The organism is Pseudarthrobacter sp. C4D7 (genome assembly GCF_013359725.1).
Classification (GTDB): Bacteria; Actinomycetota; Actinomycetes; order Actinomycetales; family Micrococcaceae; genus Arthrobacter.
Window position 1 is genome coordinate 23,440 of record NZ_JABFMW010000003.1, and the last position, 23,783, is coordinate 47,222.

Sequence of the window (23,783 nt, forward strand, 5' to 3'; positions counted from 1 at the left end):
ATGTTCTACTTCCCCTCTGCAGCGGCGGCATGGTCGCTGAACCAGCCGGTGACCTGCGGATCGATGTTCTGGTAGATGTGCTTGGCTTCCTGGTATTCGGCCAGGCCGGTGGGGCCCAGCTCGCGGCCCACGCCCGACTGGCCGAAGCCGCCCCACTCCGCCTGCGGCAGGTAGGGGTGGAAATCGTTGATCCAGATGGTTCCGTGGCGCAGCGCCCGGGCAACCCGCTGGGCCTTCCCGGCATCCTGGGACCAGACGGCACCGGCCAGGCCGTAGTGTGTGTCGTTGCCGATCTTCACGGCTTCGGCCTCGGAGCTGAAGGTTTCCACGGTGACCACGGGCCCGAAGGCCTCATCCACCACCACGGACATGCCGGTCTTCACCTGGTCCAAAACGGTGGGCAGGTAGTAGAAGCCCTTTTCCAGCTCGCCTTCGCCCCACGTGCCGCCGCAGCGCAGGCGGGCACCTTCGGCAATGCCCTTCTCCACGTAGGCGGTGACCTTGTCCCGGTGGGCGGCGGAGATCAGCGGGCCGGTTTCGGCGGCCGAATCGAACGGGCCGCCCAGCCTGATCTGCTTGGCGCGGCGGACCAGCTCATCCACAAACCTCTCCGCGATGGACTCTTCAACGATCAGCCGGGCCCCTGCCGAGCACACCTGGCCGGAGTGCACGAACGCCGCATTGAGGGCGTTGTCGAGGGCGGCGTCGAAGTCGGCGTCCGCGAAGATGATGTTCGGGTTCTTGCCGCCGAGTTCCAGCGCAACCTTCTTGACGGTGCCGGCCGCCGAGGCGGCGATGGCTTTTCCGGTTTCCAGACCGCCGGTGAAGGAGACCAGGTCCACGTCCGGATGGCCTGACAGGACCGGGCCCACCACCTTGCCGTTACCCAGGACAAGGTTGGCGACGCCGTTGGGCAGTCCCAGCTCCTGGAGGACTTCCATCATGAGGATGGAGGTGTGCGGCGTCAGTTCGCTGGGCTTGAGGACGAAGCTGCAGCCGGCTGCCAGCGCGGGCGCAATCTTCCAGGCGGCCTGCAGCAGCGGGTAATTCCACGGTGCGATGAGGGAGCAGACGCCCACCGGTTCGTACTCGATGCGGCTGACCACGGTGGGGCTGCCTGCGTCCACCACCCGGCCAGAGTCCTGGCCGGCCAGCTTGCCGAAGTACTCGAAGCAGTTGGCGATGTCGTCCATGTCGATTTCGCTTTCCGCCAGGCGCTTGCCCGTGTCCAGCGTCTCTGCACGGGCAAAGTCGTCCTTGCGTTCGCGCAGCCGGTTGGCTACCTGAAGCAGGAACGTTCCCCGCTCCAGCGCGGACTTTCCGGCCCACTCACCGCCGTCGAAGGCGGCGCGTGCAGCCGCAATGGCGCGCTCGGCGTCGGCCGCCGTGGCTTCCGCGACGGAGCCAACCAGCTCCCCGTCCGCGGGGCAGTGGATCTCCCGGGTGCCGCCGTCGGACGCTGCCGTCCAGCTGCCGCCAATGAAAAGCGTAGACGTGCTCACTTTGTTTCCTCCTGCATGTCGAAGTCGGATTCCCAATTGTCTTTTGCCACCTGGTCCTCAACCAGCAGGGTGTTTCCCGGCGCTGCACGGTTCAGGTGCAGGAATTCAAGGTGCTGTTCGTAGTGGTCCAGGACATCGGTGATGACCTGTTCCTTCGTGTATCCCATGAGGTCGTAGCCATGGCTGCCTTCCAGGGAGAACACCTCCATGCGGTAGTAGTGGTCGTCCGGGTCGGCGCGCCGGGTGGCGTAGCTGGGGGTCTCGTACTGGACCGGGTAGATCTGGTACTTGAAGGCCCGTTCCTCCCCCATGGCCAGCTGCAGGTCGATGCTGGGGATCCCGCAGGCCTCCACGGTGGAGATGGTCAGCGTGGTTTCGGCGCCCTGCTCACGCAGTTCCGCTTCCACCTCCTGCAGCGCAGGGATGGCTACTGTCTCGGCGAAGCGGGTGGTCTGCTTCCTGCCGGGGTAGCTCATGGCGCGGGAGAGCCGCTGCCGCCAGGTCCGGCCGGAGCGCTGGTCCGCGGCGCGGCCGGTGATGATGCCGGGAAGGCTGGCACGGTAGCTGTCGTTGAGCGAGTTCTCCACCCGGAGCGCTTTGTAGAGGCCCAGCATGATCAGGACCAGCAGCAGTGACAACGGCAGGCCCATCACGATGGTGGCGTTTTGCAGGGTGGTCACCCCGCCCACGGTCAGCATGGCGAGGGTGAGCAGGCCGGTGGCCACTGCCCAGAAGACGCGCATCCACTCCGGGCCGTCCGAGTCCGCGTCCTTCAGGTGCGAGGTGAAGTTGGACATGACCAGGGCGCCGGAGTCAGCGGACGTGACGTAGAACAGCAGCCCCGTGAAGGTTGCCACCGCGGCCGTGACGGGAACGGCCGGGTATTGCGCCAGAAGGCTGTAGAAGCCCCGCTCCGGGAAGTTCATGGCCGTTTCGCCGAACGCGGCGTTGCCGTTCATGATCAGGTCCAGGCTGGAATTTCCGAAGATCGAGATCCACAGCACGATGAACAGGAACGGGACGGTCATGGTTCCCAGCACGAACTGCCGGATGGTGCGGCCACGGGAGATGCGGGCCAGGAACAGGCCAACGTACGGCGCCCAGGCGATCCACCAGGCCCAGAAGAACAGCGTCCAGGCGTTCATCCAGTCCGTGGGCCGGTCGTAGGCAAAGGTGTCCAGGGTCATGGCCGGGAAACGGCTCATGACGTCGCCGATGTTTTGGATGATCCCGTCCAACAGGAAGTTGGTCTTGCCGGTCACCAGGATGAACAGCATCAGCACCACGGCCAGGATCACGTTCAGCTCGGACAGCCGGCGGATGCCCTTTTCGACGCCGGACACCACGGACACCGTTGCCATCACCACGGAGAGGACAATCAGGCCGATCTGCACTGCCAGGTTTTCCGGGATGCCGAACATGAAGTTCAGCCCGTAGTTGAGCTGGACGACGCCGATGCCCAGGGAGGTGGCGATGCCGAAGATGGTGCCCAGCAGCGCAGCGATATCCACTGCGTGCCCCATGGGCCCTTCGATCTTCTTGCCGAAGATCGGATACAGGGCCGAGCGGATACTCAGCGGCAGGTTGTGGCGGTAGGAGAAGTAGCCCAGCGCCAGGCCCATGAGGGCATACAGGGCCCAGCCGGTGATGCCGTAGTGGAACAGCGTCCACACCAGCGCCTGGCGGGCGGCTTCCGCGGTTCCACCTTCGCCCTGCGGGGGTGCCAGGTACTGGCTGACGGGTTCGGAGACGGAGAAGAACATCAGGTCGATGCCGATTCCTGCCGCGAACAGCATCGCGGCCCACGTGAACATTCCGAACTGCGGCTTGGAGTGGTCCGGGCCCAGCTTGGTCTTGCCCACCCGGGACAAGGCGGCGATGAGGACGAAGATGACCACCGCGGTGACAATCAGGAAGTAGTACCAGCCCATGTTGGTGGACACCCAGCCCACCATGGCGCCGATCACTGCGTCGGCATTGTTCTTGGCGAGGATTGCCCACAAGGCGATGCCCACCACACCGATGGCCGAGCCGAGGAAGACGGTCTTGTTGACGCGTGTCTTCGCTTCAGTGGCAGCCGACTGGACGTGCCCGGCACCGGCCGGCGGCTTTAACTCTTTCTTTTCAGGCCCCGCGCTGTCCGCGGGGGGTGCTGCTTTCTGGCTCATTGGATCCCATTTCAGTTTTGAGGCTGTGGTCCAGACGCCGGCCCTGCATGCCGCGCGCGGCATGGGGAAAAGCATCAGCCGGCGTCATGAAGAGTCTGGCTTGACTTTCGACGCTAGCAACTTGATCCCGGAATGGACCACTTATATGAATCTCCTCACTGTCGCTTCCCGTCAAGCCTTCCTGCTTTAAACGATTCAGCAGAGGTGGAAGAAAGTGCCGCTTTTACCTGTTGCACGCAGTGGGTGCGGCTCAGCCGTCCCCGTTCCGGAACTGTCCACCCTCTGCCAAGGAGCCCCATGACTGCCATCGTCCACTTTGACGTCCAGATCGATCCCGCACGCCGCGGAGAGGCCGCGAGGTACCTCAGCGAAACCCTGGCTGCCACCCGGGCATGGCCCGGGAACCAGGGCATCGAAGCGATGGTTGACGACGCGGATCCCTGCCACATCCTGGTGGTGGAAACCTGGGCAACAGCCCAGGACCACGACGACTACGCCGCCTGGCGCCAGACTCCCGAAGGGAAGAACACCCTGCACGAAATCCTCGCGGCCCCGCCGTCAAAGCAGGTCTACTCAGCCACCATGCCGCTGGACCTGTAGCCGCTTCCCTAGACTGAAGCCCATGGACTCACTTCTGTACGACCTGCCTGCCCTCACCATCCGCAGCGTCTCCGTCAGCGACATGGACAACAACGTGTATCTGCTGACCGCCAAGGAGAGCGGCGCGCAGGTGCTGATTGACGCCGCTGACGATCTCCCCGCCATCCGGCAGCTGCTGGCGGACGGGGCCACGGACACGTCGGCGGTCCCGAGGCTGGCCCTGGTGGCCACCACGCACCAGCACTGGGACCACGTGCGCGCGTTGAAGGAACTGGTGGATGCCACGGGCGCCCCGGCCGCCGCGGGTGAGGACGACGCCGACGCGTTGCCGGTTGACGTGGAGGTGCGGCTAAGCCACGGGGACGTCGGGACGTTCGACGGCTTCGAGCTCACCGCCGTCCACCTGCGCGGCCACACCCCAGGCTCCATCGCGTTCGTGTACCAGGACCCCCAGGGCCCTGCGCACATCTTCTCCGGGGACTCCCTGTTTCCCGGGGGCGTGGGCAACACCCAAAAGGACCCGGAGCGGTTCAACCAGCTCCTGTCCGACGTCACTGAACGGTTGTTCGGCGCTTACCCGGACAACGCCGTCGTGCATCCCGGCCACGGCAAGCCCACCACCTTGGGCGCCGAGCGGCCGCACCTTGATGAGTGGCGTGCCCGCGGCTGGTAGACGGTCCTTAAACGCATCGAGTGCTCCGTAGTTGTCGTTTAGACGCGTAATAACGACAACTACGGAGCACTCGATGGGTGGCTCTGGGCTATTAGCGGCCGCGGCGCTCGTTCGAGGCCGGGGCCGAGGCACGGCGGGGACCGCTGCGGGCGGGACGGCCCGAGCCGCCATTGCCGCCGCTGCCGGAACCGTAGGAGCCGCCCGAGGTTCCGCCGGTGTTGGAGGACCAAACGGCCTTGCTTGCGCCGGCGCCGGCCGAACGCTGGCTTGACGCGCCCGCGGCGGCACGCTGGCCGGTTGCGGGGCGTCCGCTGCGCTGGCCACCACCGGACGCGGGGCGTCCGCCGGAGGCCGGGCGTCCGCTGGAAGCCGGGCGTCCCGTGCCGCCGCGGGGAGCGTCGCTGCGGGTGATCCGGGAATCGCTGCGGCCCTCGGCTGCACGTCCGTTCGATCCGCGGCCGGCCGATGAGCGGCCACCTGCTGCGGGAACGTCGTTGCTGTGCGTGGAAGCCGTGCCGCGGCCACGGGCGTTGCGTCGGGCAGCAGCTGCTGCCACTGCGCGGTCCTCGTTTTGCTCCGCGTTGCGGTCGAACGCTGCGCGGGCTTCCGTGCGGCCTTCAAAGGCAACAGCCCGGCGCTCGGCCCGGGTGGAGTCGCTGCGGGCGGGTTCGGCCGAAACCTTGCCGCGGCCGCCACGTCCGCCACGCCCACCGGTGGTGGGAGCAGCCTGGCGGCGGGCCCGCTTGCGCTCGGCGTTGGCGCCGGTGGAGGTGCCGCCGCCCTGCTTGGGTGCCTTGGCTGCCAGCAGCGCAGCCCGGGTCCGCGGGTCCACCTTCTCGGCGATGTCACCGACGAGTTCGGCCACGATGGGCGAATTTGCGGAAACGCGCTCGAAGGAGACGTCCACGCCGGCGGCCTTCATGAGCTTCTTCACGTCAGCCTGCTGCTCGGGCAGAGTCAGCGTGACCACGGTGCCATCGGAACCGGCACGCGCGGTACGGCCTGAACGGTGCAGGTACGCCTTGTGCTCGGTGGGCGGGTCCACGTGGATGACCAGTTCGACGTCGTCGACGTGCACACCGCGGGCGGCGACGTCGGTGGCCACCAGGACGCGGACGTCGCCGTTGGAGAACTCGGCCAGGTTGCGGTCACGGGCATTCTGCGAGAGGTTGCCGTGCAGGTCGACGGCGGGGATGCCGGCGTCGGTCAGGGTCTTGGCCAGCTTGCGGGCGTGGTGCTTGGTGCGCATGAAGAGCACGCGTCGGCCGGCGCCGGAGGCGAGCTCCACGATCAGCTGCTTCTTGACGGTCTGGTCGTTGACCACCAGCACGTGGTGTTCCATGGTGGTCACCGCGGCCTGCGGATCGTCCACGGAGTGGGTGAGCGGGTTGGACAGGTAGCGCTGGACGATCTTGTCCACGCCGTTGTCCAGGGTGGCGGAGAAGAGCAGGCGCTGGCCCTGGCTGGGGGTCATGTCCATGAGCTTCTTGACCACGGGCAGGAAGCCCAGGTCGGCCATGTGGTCGGCCTCGTCCAGGACGGTGATCTCCACCCCTTCAAGGGTGAGGATGCGCTGGCGGATCAGGTCCTCCAGGCGGCCGGGGCAGGCGATGACGATGTCGACGCCGGCGCGCAGTGCCTTCTCCTGCCGGGCCTGGGAGATGCCGCCGTAGATCACGGTGGTGTTCAGGCCGGCGGCCTTGGCCAGCGGCTCGATGGTGGCATTGATCTGGGTTGCCAGTTCACGGGTGGGTGCCAGGACCAGGCCCATGGGGCGGCCGGGCTTCCGGAAGTACTTGGCTTCCCGCTCAGCGAGTCTTGCTACAAGCGGGATAGCGAAAGCGATGGTTTTACCGGATCCGGTCCGGCCACGGCCCAGGACGTCACGGCCGGACAGCGTGTCCGGGAGGGTCTTCACCTGGATGGGGAACGGTTCAACGATTCCCTGGGCGGTAAGGGTGTCTGCAAGGGCCTTGGGAGTACCGAGGGCAGCAAAAGTAGTCATGTAGTTTTTTACGGTCTTTCTGGCGGTATCCGGGCGGATATCGGCCCCCGATGCCGGTTGGACCAGGGGTTTCGCCGAAGAAAAGTCAGGTGATCAACCGGGCGCTGTAAATGAGGACAGCCGGCCGGGACCAAATGGAACGCGTTCATCGACGCAGGATGTGCCTCTCACATGAAGAAAGCCCGCTCCCCGGAAGGTACCTCCGGATCCGGAGCAGGTGGCATCACTGCACATCAAGTTCCTCCAGTCTAGCATCCCTGCGACGGAAACCCGTCGTCGGCGTTGCCTCCGGGGACCTGGCGGGGCAGGGTTGAGGCATGGACAAGCACCAGGAAACGCAGCAGCACGACGGGCACGCGCACGACGGCGGCGGCGTGCCGGAAGGCGTTGGCGGCGGCATCGACCCAGCGTCCGCCTGGGACGAACGATACCGCAGCAAGACAAGGCTCTGGAGCGGAAACCCGAACCCGCAGCTGGTCCGTGAAGCCGGCGGCCTGCGTCCGGGGACAGCACTTGAACTGGGGTGCGGCGAAGGCGCGGACGCAATCTGGCTGGCACAGCAGGGCTGGGCCGTGACCGCCGTCGACGTGTCCGCCGTTGCCCTGGAACGGGCACGCTCCCACGAGCTGGCCGAACTGGCGCGGGAAAGCGTGCATGCCTCGAACAGCACCATGGAAAGCCGGATCATCTGGCAACAGGCTGACCTGACGCAGTGGCGGCCGGAAGCTGCCTTTGACCTGGTGACCTCGCAGTTCCTGCATTCCCAGGAGCTGGACTGGCGGGTTCCCTTGCGCGCAGCAGCCTCGGCCGTCCGGCCCGGCGGCACGCTGCTGGTGGTGGGGCACCACCCGGACCGGCTGCCGCCGTGGGGCAACGACCACCACAAGCACCTTGGCATGTTCTACACGGGGGACCAGCTGGTCCAGGAACTCGGATTGGACCAGCCCGGGTGGCAGGTGGAGGTCCTCACCAGCCGGGAGCGCCCGGCGACCGGGCCGGACGGGCAGGAAGCGACCATCGCCGACGTCGTGCTGCGCGCCACGCGCCTTTCCTAACCTGCCGGAGGTGCTGGGGTGGTGACGCGCGGCGCCACCAGGGCCGCGGCGCATCCGAGGGCGGCGGTGAAGGCAAACACGCCTGCAAAGGACTGGACCGGCGTCGTGAACGCCGCGAACACAATGCCTGTGGTGGCCAGCGACAGCGCACCGCCCAGGGAGTCCGAGATAGACATGGCAGAACTGTTGAAGCCTTCGTCCTCTTTGGCGGACAACGCCAGGGTCATCACGCTTAGGCGCGGGTAGAGCAGGCCCATGCCGCCCCCTGCCAGGACCCAGCCGCCGATGGCTGTGGCGGCGGGCCAGTGCAGCGCCGTGGTGGCCAGTGCCAGGGTGATTGCGGCCAGGACCATAAGCGCCCCCGACTGCACAGCGCGGCCGTGCGGAAGCCGGGTGCCCAGCCTGCCCTGGACGGCCGCAGCCCCCGCCCAGGCCAGCGCGCCGCCGGTCAGGGTCAGGCCTGCCAGCGTGGGCGGGAACGCGTACTGGGCGATCAACAGATAGGGAAGGTAGACCTCGGCGCCAAAGAACGCAGCCGACGCCAGCCCGCGCGCCAGGATCACGCTGGGCAGCCCGCGGCGTGCGGCAAGGGTGCCGGAGGGCACCAGGGGCCGCACAGCCACCAGGGCAAGGACGACGGCGGCGCCCGCCAGGAGGGCCGTGGCTGCCGGGAAGCCGGGGATGTCGGCGTCTGCCGAGAGGTTAAGCCCCAGGACGGCGAGCGCGGCCAGAGCCGCCCACCCCAGACGGCCCAGGGCCCAGGGCGGGGCGGTTTTTCGCGGCTGGCCTGTTCCGGCCGGCTGGCCGTCCGCGTCGTGGTCGTCCATTCCGCGCAGCACCGGCACGATCATGGCCAGCGCGGGAATGACCAGGCCCACCACGCCCAGGAATACCCAGTGCCAGCTGAAGACCTGCGCCACCACGCCGGCGGCGAAGGGACCCACCAGGGACGGGACCACCCAGGCGGCCGAGAAGGCGGCGAAGATCCTGGCGTGCAGCGGGCCTGGGAAGAACCTCGCCACGAGCACGTAGAGCGCAACGGTGAGGGCCCCGCCGCCGAGTCCCTGTACCAGGCGGCCGGCCACCAGCATGGGCATGGACAGCGAGGTGCCCGCGATCAGCAGGCCCGCCACGAAGAGGACAACGGAGGTGTACAGCGGCAGGGCGGGACCACGGCGGTCGGACCAGTTACCGGCCCCCACCATGCCAATCACGCCCGTGGCCAGCGGGCCGGCGAAGGCCAGCGCGTAGAGGCCTGCACCGTCCAACTCCCGGCTGACCAGGGGCATGATGGTGGTCACCGCCAGTGACTCGAAGGCCGCCAGGAACACCAGGGCGCAGGTTCCCACGGTCACCCAGAGATAGGGGGGCCGGAAAATCCCGGCGGCGTCGCGGGTTCCCGGAAGCGTGGAGTCCTGCACGGCCGGGCCCTACTCCACGAACCGGTTCCGGCCGGACCGGTAGCCGAAGACCGCCGCGAGCAGGCCAACCACCATGAACAGCACGCCGGCGGGAACAAAGGACCCTGTTGCCTGGTGGAGCTGGCCTACCATGAGGGTTCCCGTGGAGCCCACCCCGTAGCCAACACCCTGCATCATGCCGGAGAGGTGGGCTGCGGTGTGGCCGTCGCGGGTGCGGAGCATGATCAGGGTCAGGGCCGCGGCGGTCAGGCTTCCCTGCCCCAGGCCCAGCAGGCCTGCCCACACCCAGATGAGGTTGATCGGACCCAGGATGCTCAGCACGAACCCGCCGCCGGTCATCAGCGCCACCACCGTGTTGATGGCGCGCTGGTCGCGGAACCGCGCGGCCAGCGCAGGGGCGAACAGGGAGCCCAGCATCTGCAGCACAATGCACACGGCAACGATCAGCCCTGCGGTGGCCCCGTCCACGCCCCGTTCCCGGAGGATGGGCGCCAGCCAGGCGAAGCCGCTGAAGGACATCATGGCCTGCAGCACCATGAAGATGGTGACCTGCCAGGCGACCGGCGAGCGCCAGACATTTACGCCGTCCCGGACGGCCTGGTGCCGGACCGTGCCCTGGCGAAGGGCCACGGGGAGGAACAGGAGAAGCACGACGGCGGCGGGCAGCGCCCAGACCCACAGCGCCTTGGTCCACTCCCCCGTCGCCGTGTACACCGGGTAGGTGAAGCCGGCCCCGAGTGCGGCGGAAGCACAGATGGCGGTGGTGTAGAGGCCGCCCATGAGCCCCAGCCGGTGCGGGAAGTCGCGTTTCACCAGGCCCGGGAGGAGCACGTTGCACAGGGCGATGGCGGCGCCGCAGGCTGCGGTGCCCAGCAGAAGGGCAGGAAGGTGGCCGCTCCCGCCCGTTGCCGTCCCGGTGGCCAGGGGCCGCAGCAGGAGCCCGGCGGTCAGCAATGCCATGGCGCCCAGCAGGACGCGCTCCGCACCGAACCGGCGGGCCAGGATGGGGGCAAGCGGCGCGAACACGCCCAGCAGCGTCACGGGGACCGTGGTCAGCACCACCACGGACCAGCCGGGCAGCCCGGCCTGGGAGGTCACCTCCGGCAGGACGGCCGAAAGGCTGGAAAAGACGCTCCGCAGGTTCAGGCCGATCAGGACCAGGCAGACGCCCAGGTAGGCAAGGGCGCGCCGGCTCCCCACGCGGGTGGGTTCCGCTGCCGGCAGCTCGTCGATTTCGGCGTCCACCAGCGTGCTGAGGTCCACAGCGCTGCTGCCGGTCCTGGCACTCCGCCGGGCGTCTTCGGAGGGTTCCACCGGCCGCTGCTTCCCTGCCGCGGCATTAGTTGCGTCCATCATCCGCCCATTCTTGCAGGCGGGCAGCGGCGCGGAGTTTTCCACATACGGTCCGGCACACCTGCCGGCACTGGGTGCGGCTTCATAGGTTGAAACCAGCCGCGGCCAGGCCAATGGCCGCACCAACCCACGGGAGCACCATGGACACCACACCCCAGCCACAACCCCGTCAGGCACCAATGGACGCCGTACCCCGGGTGATGGCAGGAGAACCCGGCAACCCCCGGTCCGGAAGCAACGCAACCAACAGCCTGGTCCTGGCGATCCTTGCTCCCGTCAGCATGTTCCTGACCGGGCCGCTCGCCGGGGTTGCCATGCTCATGACCCATGCGGACAACGGCCACTCCCCCACTCCCTGGGTAGCACCCTTCGTGCTGTTCGGCCTGCCTGTCCTCTTCGCATCGCTTGGGATCCGGCTGGCACTTCGGGCGATGAAACAGCTGCCACGGGGTTCCGGCAGCTGGTCCGCAGCGGCAGTTGCCCCGTGCATCGGCGGCCTGGTCCTCATGCTGGCTCTCGGTCCGGCCCTCAACCTCGTGGGCGTGTTCTGAGCACCTACGGGTCCGGACGCAGCCCATGGTCTGTAAGTCTTTACCCGGTTGCTCTGTGAGCGGCTGGCAGTCTGGTGCTGTGGCCGGCTGGGGTGTGACTCGCCCATGGTATTGCCTCCGACATGAGTTTCTTGTGGAGTGCGCTTGCTTGGATATGTCCACCCTGTCCGGGCCCAGCATCGGCTCTGTCTACAGCGCTGGCCTGATTAGAAGCATGCCCATCCGCGCAGCGGGTGTGGCCCTTTACAGACCTGCCACGCCGTAACCCCGCTGATGCGCCTTCATTTCCCGGTACCAAGGAGGAACAGATGATCGTTGCAGAACAGTTCGCCTTCGTCGTCGGCATTGATACCCACGCCAAAACCCACACCCTTGCCATCATCAGCACACGAAGCGGCGGCGAGATCGCGAACGAAACATTCCCAGCCACCTCAACCGGAGGCAACCGCGCATTGTCTTGGATCCTGAGGAACACTGGTGTGCCGCACGAGCACGTGCTCCTCTCCATGGAAGGAACCGGATCGTACGGTGCGAAGCTACGGCAACAAGCCTCCGACGCCGGCTTCCAAGTCACCGAAGCTCCCGTTCCGAACCAGCGATTGGGCCGCTACCAGGGTAAATCCGATGCCATGGATGCGACCCGTGCAGCACGAGCTGTTTTCAGCCTCCCGGTAGAGCACCTGCCGGAACCACGCTCGGGTCAGAATCACATGGCCCTACGGATTCTCTCCAACGCACGCGGGACGATGGCACGAGAACGCACCGCAGCCATCAACGCCCTAACTGCACTCCTGCGCGTCGTAGACCTCGGCCTGGATGCGCGCAAGCCTTTGACCATCACCCAAATCAACACCATCGCAGGTTGGAGAGAACGAGACGAGGAATTCGGAACCAAAACATGCCGCCGCGAAGCGGTCAGGCTGGCTCAGCAAATCCTGACCCTCCAGAGACAAATGGCCAAGAACCACACAGAACTCGAAACACTCGTCCAGCAAGTACAGCCGGGGCTCTTGCAGGACTACGGCATCGGCCCAGTCCTGGCCGCAATCATCCTCACCGCCTGGTCACACACCGGGCGAGTACGATCTGAAGCCGCATTCGCCGCCCTGGCCGGCACCTGCCCAGTCCCGGCCTCATCAGGTGGCACCACCAGATTCAGGCTAAACCGCGGAGGCGATCGCCAACTCAACAAAGCCATCTACACAATCGCCCTCATCAGAATGAACCGAGATCCAATTACCAGAGGCTACGTGATGAAGCGGACAAGCCAGGGGAAAACCAAGAAGGAAATCATGCGGAGCCTCAAGCGCTACATAACACGGCAACTTTATCGAACACTGAGTGGGGCGCCGGAAGCCATACTTTCAGCGGGTTGATTGTGGCAAGGAGGTTCTAGATCTGCCGAATGCTCAAAAGAAAAGGGGTCCTCGCCGCTTTCCTGATTCTTCGCCGTCTCCTCGAGAAGACGGCTTAGCCTTCGAAGCGACTGCAGCTGCAAGCCCAACGAAGGCGGCGATCAGAAGTAGGTTGAAGAGTGTATCGGTAACGTTCGAACCGCGACTAAGTGTAACCACCGTGACGATAACAAATGCGACGCCACATGCAAGGCACAAAAGACATGTAATCTTCGCCCAGGCAGGCAAAAGGTTCAATTGACGCAGCATCTATCCCCCTATTTCTTAAGTAGAGCTTAGCCCCAATTCTAAGATAAATCTAGATTTTCTCAGCTGCAGCGGTTACGTCTCAGGTCGGTTCGGGCCGGCCGCCTGGTGGTGGAAAGGAGCTGACACTTGGCACGGTTTGGAGCACTCGCGAGGCGCCCCAAACCGTGCTCGGGTCTAGAGGTACGTCATCCGGAACTGTAGGTAGTACTCGCCGAACGCCCCACCTACGTGCGTGCAGGGTTTGACGATCACCGCGTTATAAGTCAGCAACTGTTGGTACCTATCCTGGCAATTGCGCTCGGCCCTGAATGTTTCGGTCTGCAGAACTCCTACGACATTCGGAGAAGGCGTAGCGGCGCTAGCGGCCGCTATACCGGAAAATGCCGCTCCTCCGGCAATTGCGACAACGGCAGCGGCACGCGTGATTACATTTCTCATTATTCCCCCAGGCTGAAATGGACCTTACATGGCAGTGATTGTCTTCGCCGGGACTTTTCCGAAATTAGACCTTTATCGCAACCTTTTAAGAGGTTTAACCAGCGAAGTGATAAAAGCCTATCGGCACCTTCCTGTAAGTCAAGAAAAACTTTCTGATTCATCCTTGATCTTGGGGAGTGTTATCAGGAGAAGAATCTTGCCCCTGCGCGGGCCGTTGATCTTCTGCCGAATTTTCGCCCCCGGGACTAGCCCTTTGCGCGTTGCCAGTGCCAAGCGTGCCAGAACATCAGTCCGAGAACGGTGGCAACGCCGATGAAGACGCTGGGGGGTGCGAAGGTGAAGAGGATGTAGGCCATGCTGACGTGATCTGTCATGCTCACTTCCAAGGAGCCATTTAGGAGCGCCAATAGTCCTCCCAGGATAAAGACCCCGGACAATGCCCACAGAACTAGGATGAACGGATTTAGCCGCGGCGGGAGTGCACCCTCTTTTGTCGTTTCGGTAGTTATGGCATCTGGTGTCGTACCGTCTTCACCGATTACCTCACGGAAACCAATGTTTTCGTACTGCCCCCTCTAGTTTGGCCGCAGTTCGCAGTTCGCAGTTCGCAGACCGCTTGAAGCCCAGCCTAGCCTCCACAAGATAAGTGGGTACTGGAGCCTACGTCTCGGCCCGGACCCAACCCAACCGATGGTTGACGAATATAGAAGCATCCAGGCGCCCAGATCCTCCACCGTGCCTGCGGCGCTATTCTGGAGGGGATGAGCGAATCCCCTGAAAACCCCCAGCAGCCGCATGTCCCCAGGCCCGTGACGCCCGGCACCCAGGCCTCCTTCGGCACCTACGGCGGCCGCCCGGTCAGTTTCGTGCGCCGCGGCACCCGCCTCCAGGGCCGCCGGCAAGCTGCGTGGGCCGAGCACGCCGAACGGTGGGCAATCGGCGTGCCACGGCATGTGGCCAACACGTCGGTGCACCCGGACTACACGTTTGACGCCGCAGCTGAGTTCGGCCGCGAGGCCCCGCTCATCGTTGAGATCGGTTCGGGCCTGGGCGACGCCATCTGCCATGCGGCGGAACAGAACCCGGACACCAATTTCCTGGCGGTGGAGGTCTACACGCCGGGCCTGGCCAACACCATCATCAAGATCAACAGCCGGGGGTTGGACAACGTCCGCGTGGTGGAAGCGAACGCGCCCGAGGTCCTGGCCACCATGCTGCCGGAGGGCTCCGTCAGCGAACTGTGGGTGTTTTTCCCGGATCCGTGGCACAAGTCAAGGCACCACAAGCGCCGCCTCATCCAGCCGGAATTCGCCGGACTGGCCGCGCGGGCGCTGAAGCCGGGCGGCCTGTTCCGGATCGCCACCGACTGGTCCAACTACGCAGTCCATGTCCGCGACGTCATGGCAGGTTCAGCGGATTTCGATAACCTCCACACCGGCGAGCGCCGCGGGCCCGAAAGCCCGCTGACCCAGGTGTGGCAGTCCGGCGTCGAATCGGTGGTGGGCGGCGCGCCGGTGCGTGAGGGCCGGGCCCCGGTCAGCACCGAACACACCGGACCCAATGAGGGCGTGGATGAAACCGGCGGCTGGGCTCCCCGCTTCGAGGGCCGGATCCGGACCAGCTTCGAGGCGAAGGCCCACGAGGCCGGCCGGTTGATCTTCGATCTCTGCTACCGCCGTCGCTGAAAGCCGCGCCGGTGGGAGCTGCTAGCCCACCGTAATACCGGCGACGATCTCCTTGAGCATGTCCAGGCGCGGCTCCGCTTCGGGGTTCAGGTACGGCCAGACGACCACGACGCCGATGAACCGGCTGCTTTCCCACACGCCCACGGTGGCTGCCACCTTGGCCGGCCCGCCGTCGTCGTCGTACCCCACCACCACGGCGTAGGCTGCCTTGCCGGGCAGGTTCAGCTCTCCCTCTGCCAGGAGGGTGCCGCCGCGCTCTTCCAGGTAGAAGCCGGACATCAGATGCGCCCAGCCGTTGGCCTGCGGCGCATCCTGCACGGACGTGTCGTCCTTGATCACGGTGACCAGGACGCCGCCCAGGAGACCGAACTGCTCGCTGTTGGGCCCGGCCGTGGAATCATCCAGGACCTGGGTGTGCTCCGGAAAATCTGCGGTGAAGCCCAGCGGGGATTCGATGTGCACTGACATAGGTTTCAGAGCCTCTCGAGCTTGGTGTCGTTGGGGACTTTATAGTACGTGGACACGTTGGTGGTGGCCTGGTTCTCGGTCTTGACCTCCACTTCACCCACCTTGACGTTGAACCCGGCCTCGTTGGTGGCCTTCACCACGGAGTTCACCTGGACGGTGGCGGAGCCGGCCTCGTACAGCCGGGCGGCGTCGCGGGCGGCACCCGAGTCATTGCCCAGGGCCACGTTGCGCAGGTAGCTGTCAATGATCGGGCGGTTCTCCGGGGAGTAATCCACGTCGATCTTCACGGTGCCCTGGGTTCCGGCCGTCACGGTGGAGTCAAACTTCGCCCCCTCGGTCTTCAGGCCGGACGTGACGCCCTGGGCCACGGTTCCGTCCATGGAGACGGAGACGGAATCGATGTTGTTGTGCTTGTCCATGTTGACCTGCAGGCCGCCCTTGCCGGATGCCTCGAAGACCCGGCCGTCCAGCTTCAGCTGCCCCTGGGCGGACACCTCGCCACTGGCCGTGGAGGTGCCGTCCGTCAGGTTCCGCTCGTAGGCGAGGTCGAGCTTGGCACCACCTGACGCCGCGCCGGACTCGCCCTTGGCATCCAGCGAGAAGGTGCCCTTGGCCTTGTCGGTCTGTCCGGAGGACCCGTTGTCCTTGGCGGCATCGTTGATGGTGTCCAGGATGTATCCGGGGGGATTGCCCGCCACATCCTTGATTTCACCGATGCTGTCCGGCGGAAGGTCGCGGTACATCTGTTCGCGGGCCGCCATGGCTTCCTCCACGCTGGCGAACGTGTACTCGCGGGAGACCTCACCGGTCAGCGTCGCACCCGCCGTGCCGCTGGTGTCATTGACGCCGAGGCCCATGTTTCCGTACACCTTCATGGTGGCGGAGCCGTCGGCGTTTTCCACCACTTCGGTGCCCACTTCGGCACCGCCATGGACCCACGCCACCCTGGCTTCAATGGAGGCCTTGCCCGTTTCCGAGTAGACCGGAATATCCGCCTTGGCCAGTTCCTGCAGGTGTTTCTTAGCCAGCTCCTGCGCGGCGGCGGGAATGCCGCCGTCCATGCGCATGAGGTCTTCGGCGAAGGGCCCATCGGCGCCTTCGCCCTGGATCAGATACTGCTTGTCGGCGTCGGAGAGGCCGGCCCACCACTTTGCCTGCTCTTCCGGGCTGGCGTTGAGCATCCGTTCCAGCCCTGATTCAAGCTCCTGCCGGTGCGCGGCCGCAGCCTTCGCTTCTTCGGCTTTCTCCTTAAACCACTCTCTCGCCTGCTCGGCCAAGGACGTGACCCGGTCCCAGGTGCTGTTGCCGGAACCCCCGTTCCCGGAGGTGGACGCCTTCTCCTGCTCGTCGGCATGGTTCATGAGGATTTTTGAGTTCGCCCGCAGGCTGGCCACCACCTTGTCCAGGCTGGGGCGGTGGCTGGCGCTCCACTCCTGGCGGAAGCGTTCACCGTCCCGGCCTTTCCACGGCGCGGACTGGATCTGGCTGTGCAAGGACCCTGCCCGGCTGCTCAACAGTGATGCCGCCTGGTCGGCGGCCTTGGCCAGCGCCCGCAGCTGGCTGATGTCTGCGCCGTAAAAAGTCATGGTTTCCCCCGGAAAAGAGTGCGGTACGTGTCAATCGCTGGTCCTTATGGTTGCACAGGTGCCGGAACCGGGCGATGGGGATACCTCCCCATCGCCCGGTACACGCCGGCGGAACTGTTCCGGGCCGGGCCGGCGTGGCACGATTGGGCTTGTAATAGGGGCACGCACACCAGCGCACTACCGCGCCTGTCCAAAGGAAAGACGATCAAAGAAGAACTCAAGCAGGTCGTTGACACGGCCGAGGATGTCACCAATTCGCGCGTCCTCGAGTTCCTGGCCCGGGCCGGGTTCGCCGTCAGCGGCATCCTGCACCTGCTGGTGGGTGCCATCGCCATCCGGCTGGCCCTGGGCGGCACCGGGCATGCGGATTTCAGCGGCGCTGTGTCCGAGCTTGCCACCATGGCGGTGGGCCCGTTCCTGCTGTGGGGAAGCTTCGCCGCCTGCGCGGCCTTGTCGCTCTGGCAGGCCGGGGACGCGATCTTCGACTTCAACCACCAGCCCACCAAAAAGAAGATCAAGAACAAGGCCAAGGCTGCGTTGCAGGCCATCGTGTATGCCGTCCTGGCGCTGACCCTGTGGCATTTCGCCACCGGCACCGGCACCGGCGATGACAACCGGAAGGCCACCAGCGACTTCACCGTGTCCCTGATGCAGGCCCCGGGCGGGATTTCCCTTCTGGTCCTGATCGGCGTCGCCGTGGCCGTGACGGGAGTGGTCTACGGGATCCGGGGCCCGAAGAAGTCCTTCCAGAAGCAGTTGCGGATGCCTGCTCCCGGGCCCGCCCGAACCGCCGTCACGGCACTGGGAGTGACGGGCTACCTGGCGAAGGGGACGGTGCTTCTCCTGGCCGGCCTGCTCATCGCCATCGCCACTATCAAGCAGCACCCGGAAGACTCCACCGGCCTCGACGGCGGCCTGCGTGCCCTCCGCGACCAGCCGCTGGGCCCCTATCTCCTGGCCGCGGTGGGAGCGGGGCTGATCTGTTACGGCGCGTACATGATCATGCGCGCACGCATGGCCAAAATGACCAAGTAGCAGCCCGCCGCGTGGTTAGGTGGGGGCATGCCCCAGGTACGCGCTGAACGCTTTATCCGCATCGACCCGGAGACTGCATTCGCCCTCTCCCAGACCACCGGGGACTTCCGGCTCACGTGGGACCCGTTCATTTCCGCACAAAGCTTCCTGGACGGGGCGAAGGCAGCCGGCAAGGGTGTGCGCACCCGCACAAGGTCGCGGCTGGGCCTGGCCATGGTGAGCCAGTACGTGTCCTACGCGCCGCCCCGGAACGTGGGAATGACCATGGTGTCCGGGCCGTGGTTCTTCACGAACTTCGGCGGCGGTTGGCGGTTCACCGGGGACGACGGCGGCACCCGGGCAGTCTGGAAATACACCTTTTCGTGCCGCCCGGCATTGCTTCGGCCGGTCATGGAACGGATCGGCAGCCTGCTGCTGGGCTACGAGATCGAACGCCGCATCGAGGCGTTCGCCCGCGCCTGTGAGGACCCCGCGCTGGTGGCCGAATTCAGGACACTGGAACGTGCCGCTGACCCAGGAGACCAGGCACCGGATCCGCTGGCTTAGGGGACGGTGATAACGGCCACGGCCCGCTGGGCTCCGTCGCGCAGTTCAACGCTTGAGATGCTGCCCAGCTGGATGGGCGTGGCCCCGGTGACCTTGACCTTTCCGCTGGGGGTTGCGGTCCAGGCGCAGGCCCGGTCCTCAGCGCCTGCGCGGTCCCGGACCCACAGCGAGAGGGTGCCGTCCGCCGGCAGGCTGCTGCCACTGACTGCGAGCTCGGTCCCCCAGGTCTTCCGCGCCATGTCGATGTTTACGTGGAGCCCTCCGCCGGACGCCACAGAGTAGGTGGCATCAGGCTGCGGCGGCCTGGCAAGCAGCGGCCCCACGGCCAGACCCGCTGCCAGGCATGCGGCGGCAACGGCACCTGCCAACACCGCCCACCGCCGTCGTAATGTCCGACGGCGGCGCGCCAGTTCGTTGAACAGGCGCGCCGGGGCGTTGGCATCCGCCCCCGCATTGACGCCGGGCACGGCACTGCTGCCTGGACTGCCGCTGAGCGCCACGGCGTCCGGAACGGGAAGGGAATCCAGGAGCATGGGCACTTTCTCCAGGACTGCCAGCTCCTTGCGGCAGGCGGCGCAGCCGTCCAGGTGTGCCTCGAAAAGGCTGAGATCCGCATCGTCGAGGCCGCCCAGCACGTAGGCGCCCAGCAGGTGGTGGGGATTGGCGCTCACCGTTCCACCCCCATCTCGTCCAGGATGGTGCGCAGTGCCCGGAGCGCGTAGTAGGCGCGGGACTTGACGGTGCCGCTGGGGATGTTGAGCTGGACCGCGGCCTCGTTGACGGTGAACCGGCGGTAGTGCAGGGCCACCAGGACGTCCCGGTGTTCCGTGCTGAGCCGCAGCAGCGCTTCCTCCATGAGGACCCGGTTGAGCAGTTCGTCGACGCGTCCCATCTCCTCGCCGGGGTCCGTGAGGCTGCTTTCGAGCGTCTCGTGCGGGCGGCGCCGGCTGCGGCGGTAGTTGTCGATCATGATGTTCCTGGCTGTGCGGTACAAATAGCTGCGGAAGCTGCCGTTGATGTCCGGGGCATGCTGCCAGACACGGAGCACGGTTTCCTGCACCACGTCCTCCGCCAGCTGTGGATCGCGGGTGGCGCTGAGGACGAAGCGGCGCAGGGCGGTGCCGTGCTCACGGTAGATGGCCTCCACCACGTTCTCGTCGAGCGGCATGCCGCTCCTCCCGTCCTGCCGGCACCATTGCCCACATCACTGTTCCGGGAACGCCCCGGCATCTGCACTCCCGGCTGTTAACACGACAGGGACCGGCCAGTGGTTCAACCGCACGGCGCCGCCGCGTACCTGTGAACCATTTTCCACCCGGGGGCGTCGTAGGGGGTGGCGCATCTTGATCCAGCGCCGCGGCAGCAGCCGGGAACAACCCATTCAAGGAGCACACCATGAAACACCATCCCGGGCCAGGCCTTGCCATCCTGGCCCTGGCCGCAGCCCTCACCGGTTGCGGCAGCAGTGCAGGAACCGCGCCGGCGGCCCCCAGCCCGTCCATAACCTCTACGGCACCATCGCAGGCTAGTTCCGCCGTCGACCTCAGGACCGCCTCCTCCGCGGCGGGCAGCATCGTGGTGGACGGGAAGGGGATGAGCCTCTATTTCTTCACCAAGGACACCAAGGGCTCCGGCAGCAGCGCCTGCACAGGATCCTGCCTGGTCCAGTGGCCGCCGCTGACCACTGCGTCGGGGTCCCCCACCGCGGAAGGAGTGACCGGGACGTTGGGCACGCTGACCACCCCTGACGGCAGGAAGCAGGTGACGCTGAACGGCATGCCCCTCTACTACTTCGCCAAGGACACCAAGCCGGGGGACGTGCTGGGCCAGGGCGTCGGCGGAGTCTGGTACCTGTCCGATCCGGCCGGTGCAATGATCACAGCGGCAGGCCAAGGCTATTAGGCGGAGCGCAGGGCAGGGACGGGCCCCAGGACAGCCCTATTTGAGGGGAAGATCCGGGGCCTTGCCCGGAATCGGGACTTCGGTGGGCAGCGGAACGGGCAGCTTGGGGCCCTGTTCCAGGCCCTTCCTGACATCGCCGGGAACATTCGTGGGCAGCGGCGGTTCCGCGGGAACCTCGGCAGGCTTCTGCGCGGGCGTTCGGTGGGCGGATGTACTTGCCTGCCCCGCCGGAACGCCCGACGGCGCCGCGGTGGCAGGTGCAGGGGCGGGCGCGGGTGCCGGCGGGACGGCACCCGCGCTGCTGGTTGCCGACGGCCGGGGTGCGGCCGGCCCGGGGACCGGAACCTGCCTGGCGTCCTTGGCCGGAGGGGCGACGGTTGAACCCGTCACGAATGAGGTGACGGCATGGTTCAGCTGGGAGAGGGAATCGCGGAAGCCCTGGTCGGATGCAGCGGCCACGGCACCGCCGGCAGCGAGCGAGGCAGCCACCGACAACGTGGTGAGCGTGATGCGGCGCCTGGTCCTGCGCCGGGCCGCCAACTGGTCGGCCGGCTGCCCGGCAGCAGGCTCGGCGGCAGCGGGCTCCGCGGCGGTCCGGGCCGTGGGAAGCACTGTGCTGGCAGGCGCGCTGGTGGCAGCCGCACCCATGGGAAGCACGGCGGTGGCCTCAGCCGGCGCGCCGGCCATCAGCGCCGCAATGTCGGCGGAGGGCGCGGGAGTCTCTGCCGCCAGGCCGCGCAGGCTGGTCAGGGCGCTGCGGAGCTGGCCGTCGTCCTGCATGCCTGCTTCCAGCAGCAGCTGGTCAACGGCGTCGTGGTGGCGGGATCCTGCGGTGTCACTCATGCTGTGCCTGGTTTCTCTTGAGCGTTTGTGCCTTGAGGTTCTGCAGGGCCCGGCGCTGGAGCTGCTTAATGGCTCCGGCGCTCTTGCCCATGATGGCGGCCACCTGGTCGATGGACAGGTCCGCCACGACGCGAAGGGCCAGGACCTCCTGGTGTTCTTTACTGAGGCCCGCCAGCATGGCTTCGGCACCGGCCGTCCGTTCCACGGCGTGGTCCTCGGCGGACGGCGTGGTCCGGCCGTCGTGCCGGGGATCGTAGGGGGTCAGCGGGGGCCTGCGCTCCACCCGCCGGTAATGGTCCACCATGCGGGCGTGGGCGATCGAGAAGACCAGTGATTTTGCCCCCTGCAAGCCGCCCGTCAGCGTGCCGATCCTGGAGTAGAAGGCCAGGAAGACGTCCTGGGTGACCGCTTCTGGATCATCGAGTCCACGGGCCTTGAGATATCCCTGCACCGGACCTGCGAAGGCGCGGTAGGCAGCAGCGAACAACACGGCCGGATCGGTTCCGGCTGCGTTGTCGAATATGTCGATCTCTTCCTGGGCCAAAGTGTCCAGCACCAGCGGCTCCTCCATCCCGGGGCCGGGCTCGCGCCTGGTCCCGGTTTCCGGTTCGGACTGCCAGTCTACCGAGCTGTTCCGGCTGCCTGTCTGCGTGTTTGCCGGGGGCGCGCTTGCAACGGTCCGCGCCCCCGCCCGGCTGCCTGGACCGCGGCCGCGGCCGCAGCCCAGACTAGCCAATGGGTCTTAGCGGGCGGAAACCGACGGGGTGTGGACGGTGTTGCCGCCCACGGCGGGGACGGCGGGGACGGCGGGAACAGTGTCCGCGCCGTCAACGCCGGGGACGGCCGGGACGGCGGGCACTGCGGGAGCGGAAGGAACGGCCGGAAGTTCGGGCTTCCCAACCTCAACCGAGGCCGAACCCTTGGCTCCGGCAGTGGCCTTGGCTGCGGCGTCGGCCTTGGCCACGACGTCGGTGCAGTAGCTCTTGATGTTGGCGTCGCCCTTGGCCGCGAGGGACAGCGAGGAGAACGCCTGGGAGGAAGCGTCCAGGCCGCCGTGGGTGAAGGCGGTGCAGAGGCCCAGTGCTGCAGGACCGGCGGCGTCAACGGCAGTGTTGGCCGTTGCCGAGCCGCTGACGTCGGCGCCGGCCTTGCCCTCGGAGGCCTCGGCAGTTGCGGAGGCCTCGGCGGTTGCGGAGGCCTTGGCGGTTGCTTCTGCAGTTGCTTCGGCGGTGGCGTCGGCGCCCTTCATGGCGTCGGCCACGGCAACGGTGGCGGTGGGGGCCGGAGTGGCCTGGGCGTCAGCTGCTGCTTCGGCTGCGAACTTGGGGGCGGGTGCGCCGAAGAGTTCGTGGGCGGTCTGCTGGGCCTGGGCGGGAAGGGCGCCGGAGACGGCGGCGGCGCCGGTTCCTCCGACGGCCAGGGTTCCGGCGGCCAGGACTCCGGCGGCGACCTTGCTGGTGACGAGAACGGTGAACACAGACATTTGTTTCTCCAAAACCTAGACAACACATCGGACGGGGCCCGCCGGGCGGACCCATCACGGACTACATCGCCTCAGGGTGCGGAAAGGTTACGGGTGTTCCGGAATTTCTTTTACCGGCCCCACTTCGCTGGAAAGCATTCCGGATCGCCGGTCCGCTCCGGCTGTTTCACTGCGCTCCGAAGATCCGCAGGGGGGAGGCACCAACTGCTGTACGGCCGGCCACGTGGGGAACCATGGCCGCAAGCCGCTGGATGTAGGGGCCCACTTCCTCATCGTCCAGCACCAGGAGGTCCGGCTGGCCGCGGAGCCAGCGGGCATTGAGGGCGGTGATGTTCTCCCGTTCCAGCAACTCCTCAAACTCGCCGTCCAGCTCCTGGACCCGCAGGATGGCGGCAGCAACGGCCCCGCCGGCCAGGTCTCCGCCGGCCAGGTGGGATGCTTCCGTCCCGGCGGTCAGGGCACCGTAGGCCTCCGCAGCCCGGTTGAACAGGTCCAGGTGTGCAGTGGCGCCCATCCCTGCCATGCCCTCGCGGACCAGCGGATCCGTGGCGATCCGGCCGCCCGCCATGACGGCGTACTGCGCGAAGCCACCCTCCAGCGCCTGGGACAGGTAGAAATCCACCAGGCAGCTCCGGACGGCCACCGCGGACATGTCCTCCAGCCGCAGCGAGGCCTTCCGCATGGCTTCGATAATGGCCGCATTGGCTTCCACCACCTCCTCATCCCTGCCTTCGATGCTGCTGCTGGTCAGGACGACGGGCTGGGGCGTGCGGGTCATGGTGATCCTTGCTGGACGGTGGTGGCA

General features: G+C 66.5%; 23 protein-coding genes and 1 pseudogene. 9 read left to right on the top strand and 15 right to left on the bottom strand.

Features of this window, described 5'->3' with window-relative positions:
• Window positions 1-5: 5 nt before the first annotated feature.
• Window positions 6-1,502: an aldehyde dehydrogenase family protein gene (locus HNO81_RS03710; protein WP_175316789.1), complete on the bottom strand. Its 1,497-nt coding sequence runs from the start codon at window positions 1,500-1,502 to the stop codon at window positions 6-8.
• On the bottom strand, window positions 1,499-3,670 hold the full coding sequence (gene betT / locus HNO81_RS03715; protein WP_175316790.1) for a choline BCCT transporter BetT: 2,172 nt from the start codon (window positions 3,668-3,670) through the stop codon (window positions 1,499-1,501). The genes HNO81_RS03710 and betT overlap by 4 nt, the downstream gene beginning before the upstream one ends.
• 297 nt (window positions 3,671-3,967) lie before the next feature.
• Between betT and HNO81_RS03720 the strand changes: the two genes are divergently transcribed.
• Together HNO81_RS03720 and HNO81_RS03725 are read left to right on the top strand one after the other, a co-directional pair.
• Window positions 3,968-4,270 (top strand): putative quinol monooxygenase, encoded by a 303-nt coding sequence (locus HNO81_RS03720; protein ID WP_175316791.1) that lies wholly within the window; start codon window positions 3,968-3,970, stop codon window positions 4,268-4,270.
• A 22-nt stretch (window positions 4,271-4,292) separates the two neighbouring features.
• Entirely contained in the window at window positions 4,293-4,943 is a 651-nt protein-coding gene (locus HNO81_RS03725; RefSeq protein ID WP_175316792.1) for an MBL fold metallo-hydrolase, read from the top strand.
• 91 nt (window positions 4,944-5,034) lie between these two features.
• Here HNO81_RS03725 and HNO81_RS03730 read toward each other — a convergent pair whose 3' ends face one another.
• Window positions 5,035-6,948 carry a DEAD/DEAH box helicase gene (locus tag HNO81_RS03730; RefSeq protein ID WP_175316793.1) on the bottom strand — a complete coding sequence of 638 codons (1,914 nt, stop codon included), beginning with the start codon at window positions 6,946-6,948 and terminating at the stop codon, window positions 5,035-5,037.
• Window positions 6,949-7,265: 317 nt separating this feature from the next.
• On the opposite strand from HNO81_RS03730, the gene HNO81_RS03735 reads away from it, so the two are divergent.
• Complete coding sequence (locus tag HNO81_RS03735) at window positions 7,266-8,003, top strand: bifunctional 2-polyprenyl-6-hydroxyphenol methylase/3-demethylubiquinol 3-O-methyltransferase UbiG (protein WP_175316794.1); 738 nt, start codon at window positions 7,266-7,268, stop codon at window positions 8,001-8,003.
• Here the strand turns inward: HNO81_RS03735 and HNO81_RS03740 are convergent.
• Together HNO81_RS03740 and HNO81_RS03745 are read right to left on the bottom strand one after the other, a co-directional pair.
• Entirely contained in the window at window positions 8,000-9,424 is a 1,425-nt protein-coding gene (locus HNO81_RS03740) for an MFS transporter (protein WP_175316795.1), read from the bottom strand. The genes HNO81_RS03735 and HNO81_RS03740 overlap by 4 nt on opposite strands.
• 9 nt (window positions 9,425-9,433) lie before the next feature.
• Window positions 9,434-10,780, bottom strand: a complete 1,347-nt coding sequence (locus HNO81_RS03745; RefSeq protein WP_217509075.1) for an MFS transporter — start codon at window positions 10,778-10,780, stop codon at window positions 9,434-9,436.
• Between the two features lie 137 nt (window positions 10,781-10,917).
• Here HNO81_RS03745 and HNO81_RS03750 point away from each other — a divergent pair, with 137 nt between their 5' ends.
• Together HNO81_RS03750 and HNO81_RS03755 are read left to right on the top strand one after the other, a co-directional pair.
• The gene (locus HNO81_RS03750; RefSeq protein WP_175316796.1) at window positions 10,918-11,328 is read left to right on the top strand and encodes a hypothetical protein; all 411 of its coding nucleotides are present in this window, start codon (window positions 10,918-10,920) and stop codon (window positions 11,326-11,328) included.
• 308 nt (window positions 11,329-11,636) lie between these two features.
• Entirely contained in the window at window positions 11,637-12,704 is a 1,068-nt protein-coding gene (locus HNO81_RS03755; RefSeq protein WP_175316797.1) for an IS110 family transposase, read from the top strand.
• A 971-nt stretch (window positions 12,705-13,675) separates the two neighbouring features.
• Here HNO81_RS03755 and HNO81_RS20290 read toward each other — a convergent pair.
• On the bottom strand, window positions 13,676-13,804 hold the full coding sequence (locus HNO81_RS20290) for a hypothetical protein (RefSeq protein ID WP_256398496.1): 129 nt from the start codon (window positions 13,802-13,804) through the stop codon (window positions 13,676-13,678).
• 387 nt (window positions 13,805-14,191) lie between these two features.
• On the opposite strand from HNO81_RS20290, the gene trmB reads away from it, so the two are divergent.
• Complete coding sequence (gene trmB / locus HNO81_RS03760) at window positions 14,192-15,115, top strand: tRNA (guanosine(46)-N7)-methyltransferase TrmB (protein ID WP_175316798.1); 924 nt, start codon at window positions 14,192-14,194, stop codon at window positions 15,113-15,115.
• A gap of 21 nt (window positions 15,116-15,136) precedes the next feature.
• Here trmB and HNO81_RS03765 read toward each other — a convergent pair whose 3' ends face one another.
• Both HNO81_RS03765 and HNO81_RS03770 read right to left on the bottom strand, forming a co-directional pair.
• Window positions 15,137-15,583 carry a hypothetical protein gene (locus HNO81_RS03765; protein ID WP_175316799.1) on the bottom strand — a complete coding sequence of 149 codons (447 nt, stop codon included), beginning with the start codon at window positions 15,581-15,583 and terminating at the stop codon, window positions 15,137-15,139.
• Window positions 15,584-15,588: 5 nt separating this feature from the next.
• Window positions 15,589-17,169, bottom strand: a complete 1,581-nt coding sequence (locus HNO81_RS03770) for a hypothetical protein (RefSeq protein ID WP_175316800.1) — start codon at window positions 17,167-17,169, stop codon at window positions 15,589-15,591.
• A gap of 186 nt (window positions 17,170-17,355) precedes the next feature.
• Here HNO81_RS03770 and HNO81_RS03775 point away from each other — a divergent pair, with 186 nt between their 5' ends.
• Window positions 17,356-18,204 carry a DUF1206 domain-containing protein gene (locus tag HNO81_RS03775; RefSeq protein ID WP_175316947.1) on the top strand — a complete coding sequence of 283 codons (849 nt, stop codon included), beginning with the start codon at window positions 17,356-17,358 and terminating at the stop codon, window positions 18,202-18,204.
• A 27-nt stretch (window positions 18,205-18,231) separates the two neighbouring features.
• Entirely contained in the window at window positions 18,232-18,750 is a 519-nt protein-coding gene (locus tag HNO81_RS03780; RefSeq protein WP_175316801.1) for an SRPBCC family protein, read from the top strand.
• On the opposite strand, the gene HNO81_RS03785 is transcribed toward HNO81_RS03780, so the two are convergent.
• Window positions 18,747-19,421: a zf-HC2 domain-containing protein gene (locus HNO81_RS03785; RefSeq protein WP_175316802.1), complete on the bottom strand. Its 675-nt coding sequence runs from the start codon at window positions 19,419-19,421 to the stop codon at window positions 18,747-18,749. The two genes, HNO81_RS03780 and HNO81_RS03785, sit on opposite strands and share 4 nt — an antisense overlap.
• Window positions 19,418-19,918, bottom strand: coding sequence for a sigma-70 family RNA polymerase sigma factor (locus HNO81_RS03790; RefSeq protein WP_175316803.1), 501 nt, complete (start codon window positions 19,916-19,918; stop codon window positions 19,418-19,420). The genes HNO81_RS03785 and HNO81_RS03790 overlap by 4 nt, the downstream gene beginning before the upstream one ends.
• 227 nt (window positions 19,919-20,145) lie before the next feature.
• Between HNO81_RS03790 and HNO81_RS03795 the strand changes: the two genes are divergently transcribed.
• Window positions 20,146-20,652 (top strand): hypothetical protein, encoded by a 507-nt coding sequence (locus tag HNO81_RS03795; protein ID WP_175316804.1) that lies wholly within the window; start codon window positions 20,146-20,148, stop codon window positions 20,650-20,652.
• Between the two features lie 36 nt (window positions 20,653-20,688).
• Here the strand turns inward: HNO81_RS03795 and HNO81_RS03800 are convergent, their stop codons facing one another.
• The 5 genes and pseudogenes from HNO81_RS03800 to HNO81_RS03815 form a co-directional block, all read right to left on the bottom strand.
• Window positions 20,689-21,495 (bottom strand): hypothetical protein, encoded by an 807-nt coding sequence (locus HNO81_RS03800; RefSeq protein WP_175316805.1) that lies wholly within the window; start codon window positions 21,493-21,495, stop codon window positions 20,689-20,691.
• Complete coding sequence (locus HNO81_RS03805) at window positions 21,488-21,946, bottom strand: RNA polymerase sigma factor (RefSeq protein ID WP_371818159.1); 459 nt, start codon at window positions 21,944-21,946, stop codon at window positions 21,488-21,490. The genes HNO81_RS03800 and HNO81_RS03805 overlap by 8 nt, the downstream gene beginning before the upstream one ends.
• A pseudogene (locus HNO81_RS20365) lies at window positions 21,934-21,993 on the bottom strand (hypothetical protein); the annotation flags it as partial. The pseudogene HNO81_RS20365 and the gene HNO81_RS03805, both read right to left, overlap by 13 nt.
• 244 nt (window positions 21,994-22,237) lie before the next feature.
• Window positions 22,238-22,978 carry a protein tyrosine phosphatase gene (locus HNO81_RS03810; protein WP_175316807.1) on the bottom strand — a complete coding sequence of 247 codons (741 nt, stop codon included), beginning with the start codon at window positions 22,976-22,978 and terminating at the stop codon, window positions 22,238-22,240.
• 166 nt (window positions 22,979-23,144) lie between these two features.
• Complete coding sequence (locus HNO81_RS03815) at window positions 23,145-23,756, bottom strand: hypothetical protein (RefSeq protein WP_175316808.1); 612 nt, start codon at window positions 23,754-23,756, stop codon at window positions 23,145-23,147.
• Window positions 23,757-23,783: the final 27 nt, after the last annotated feature.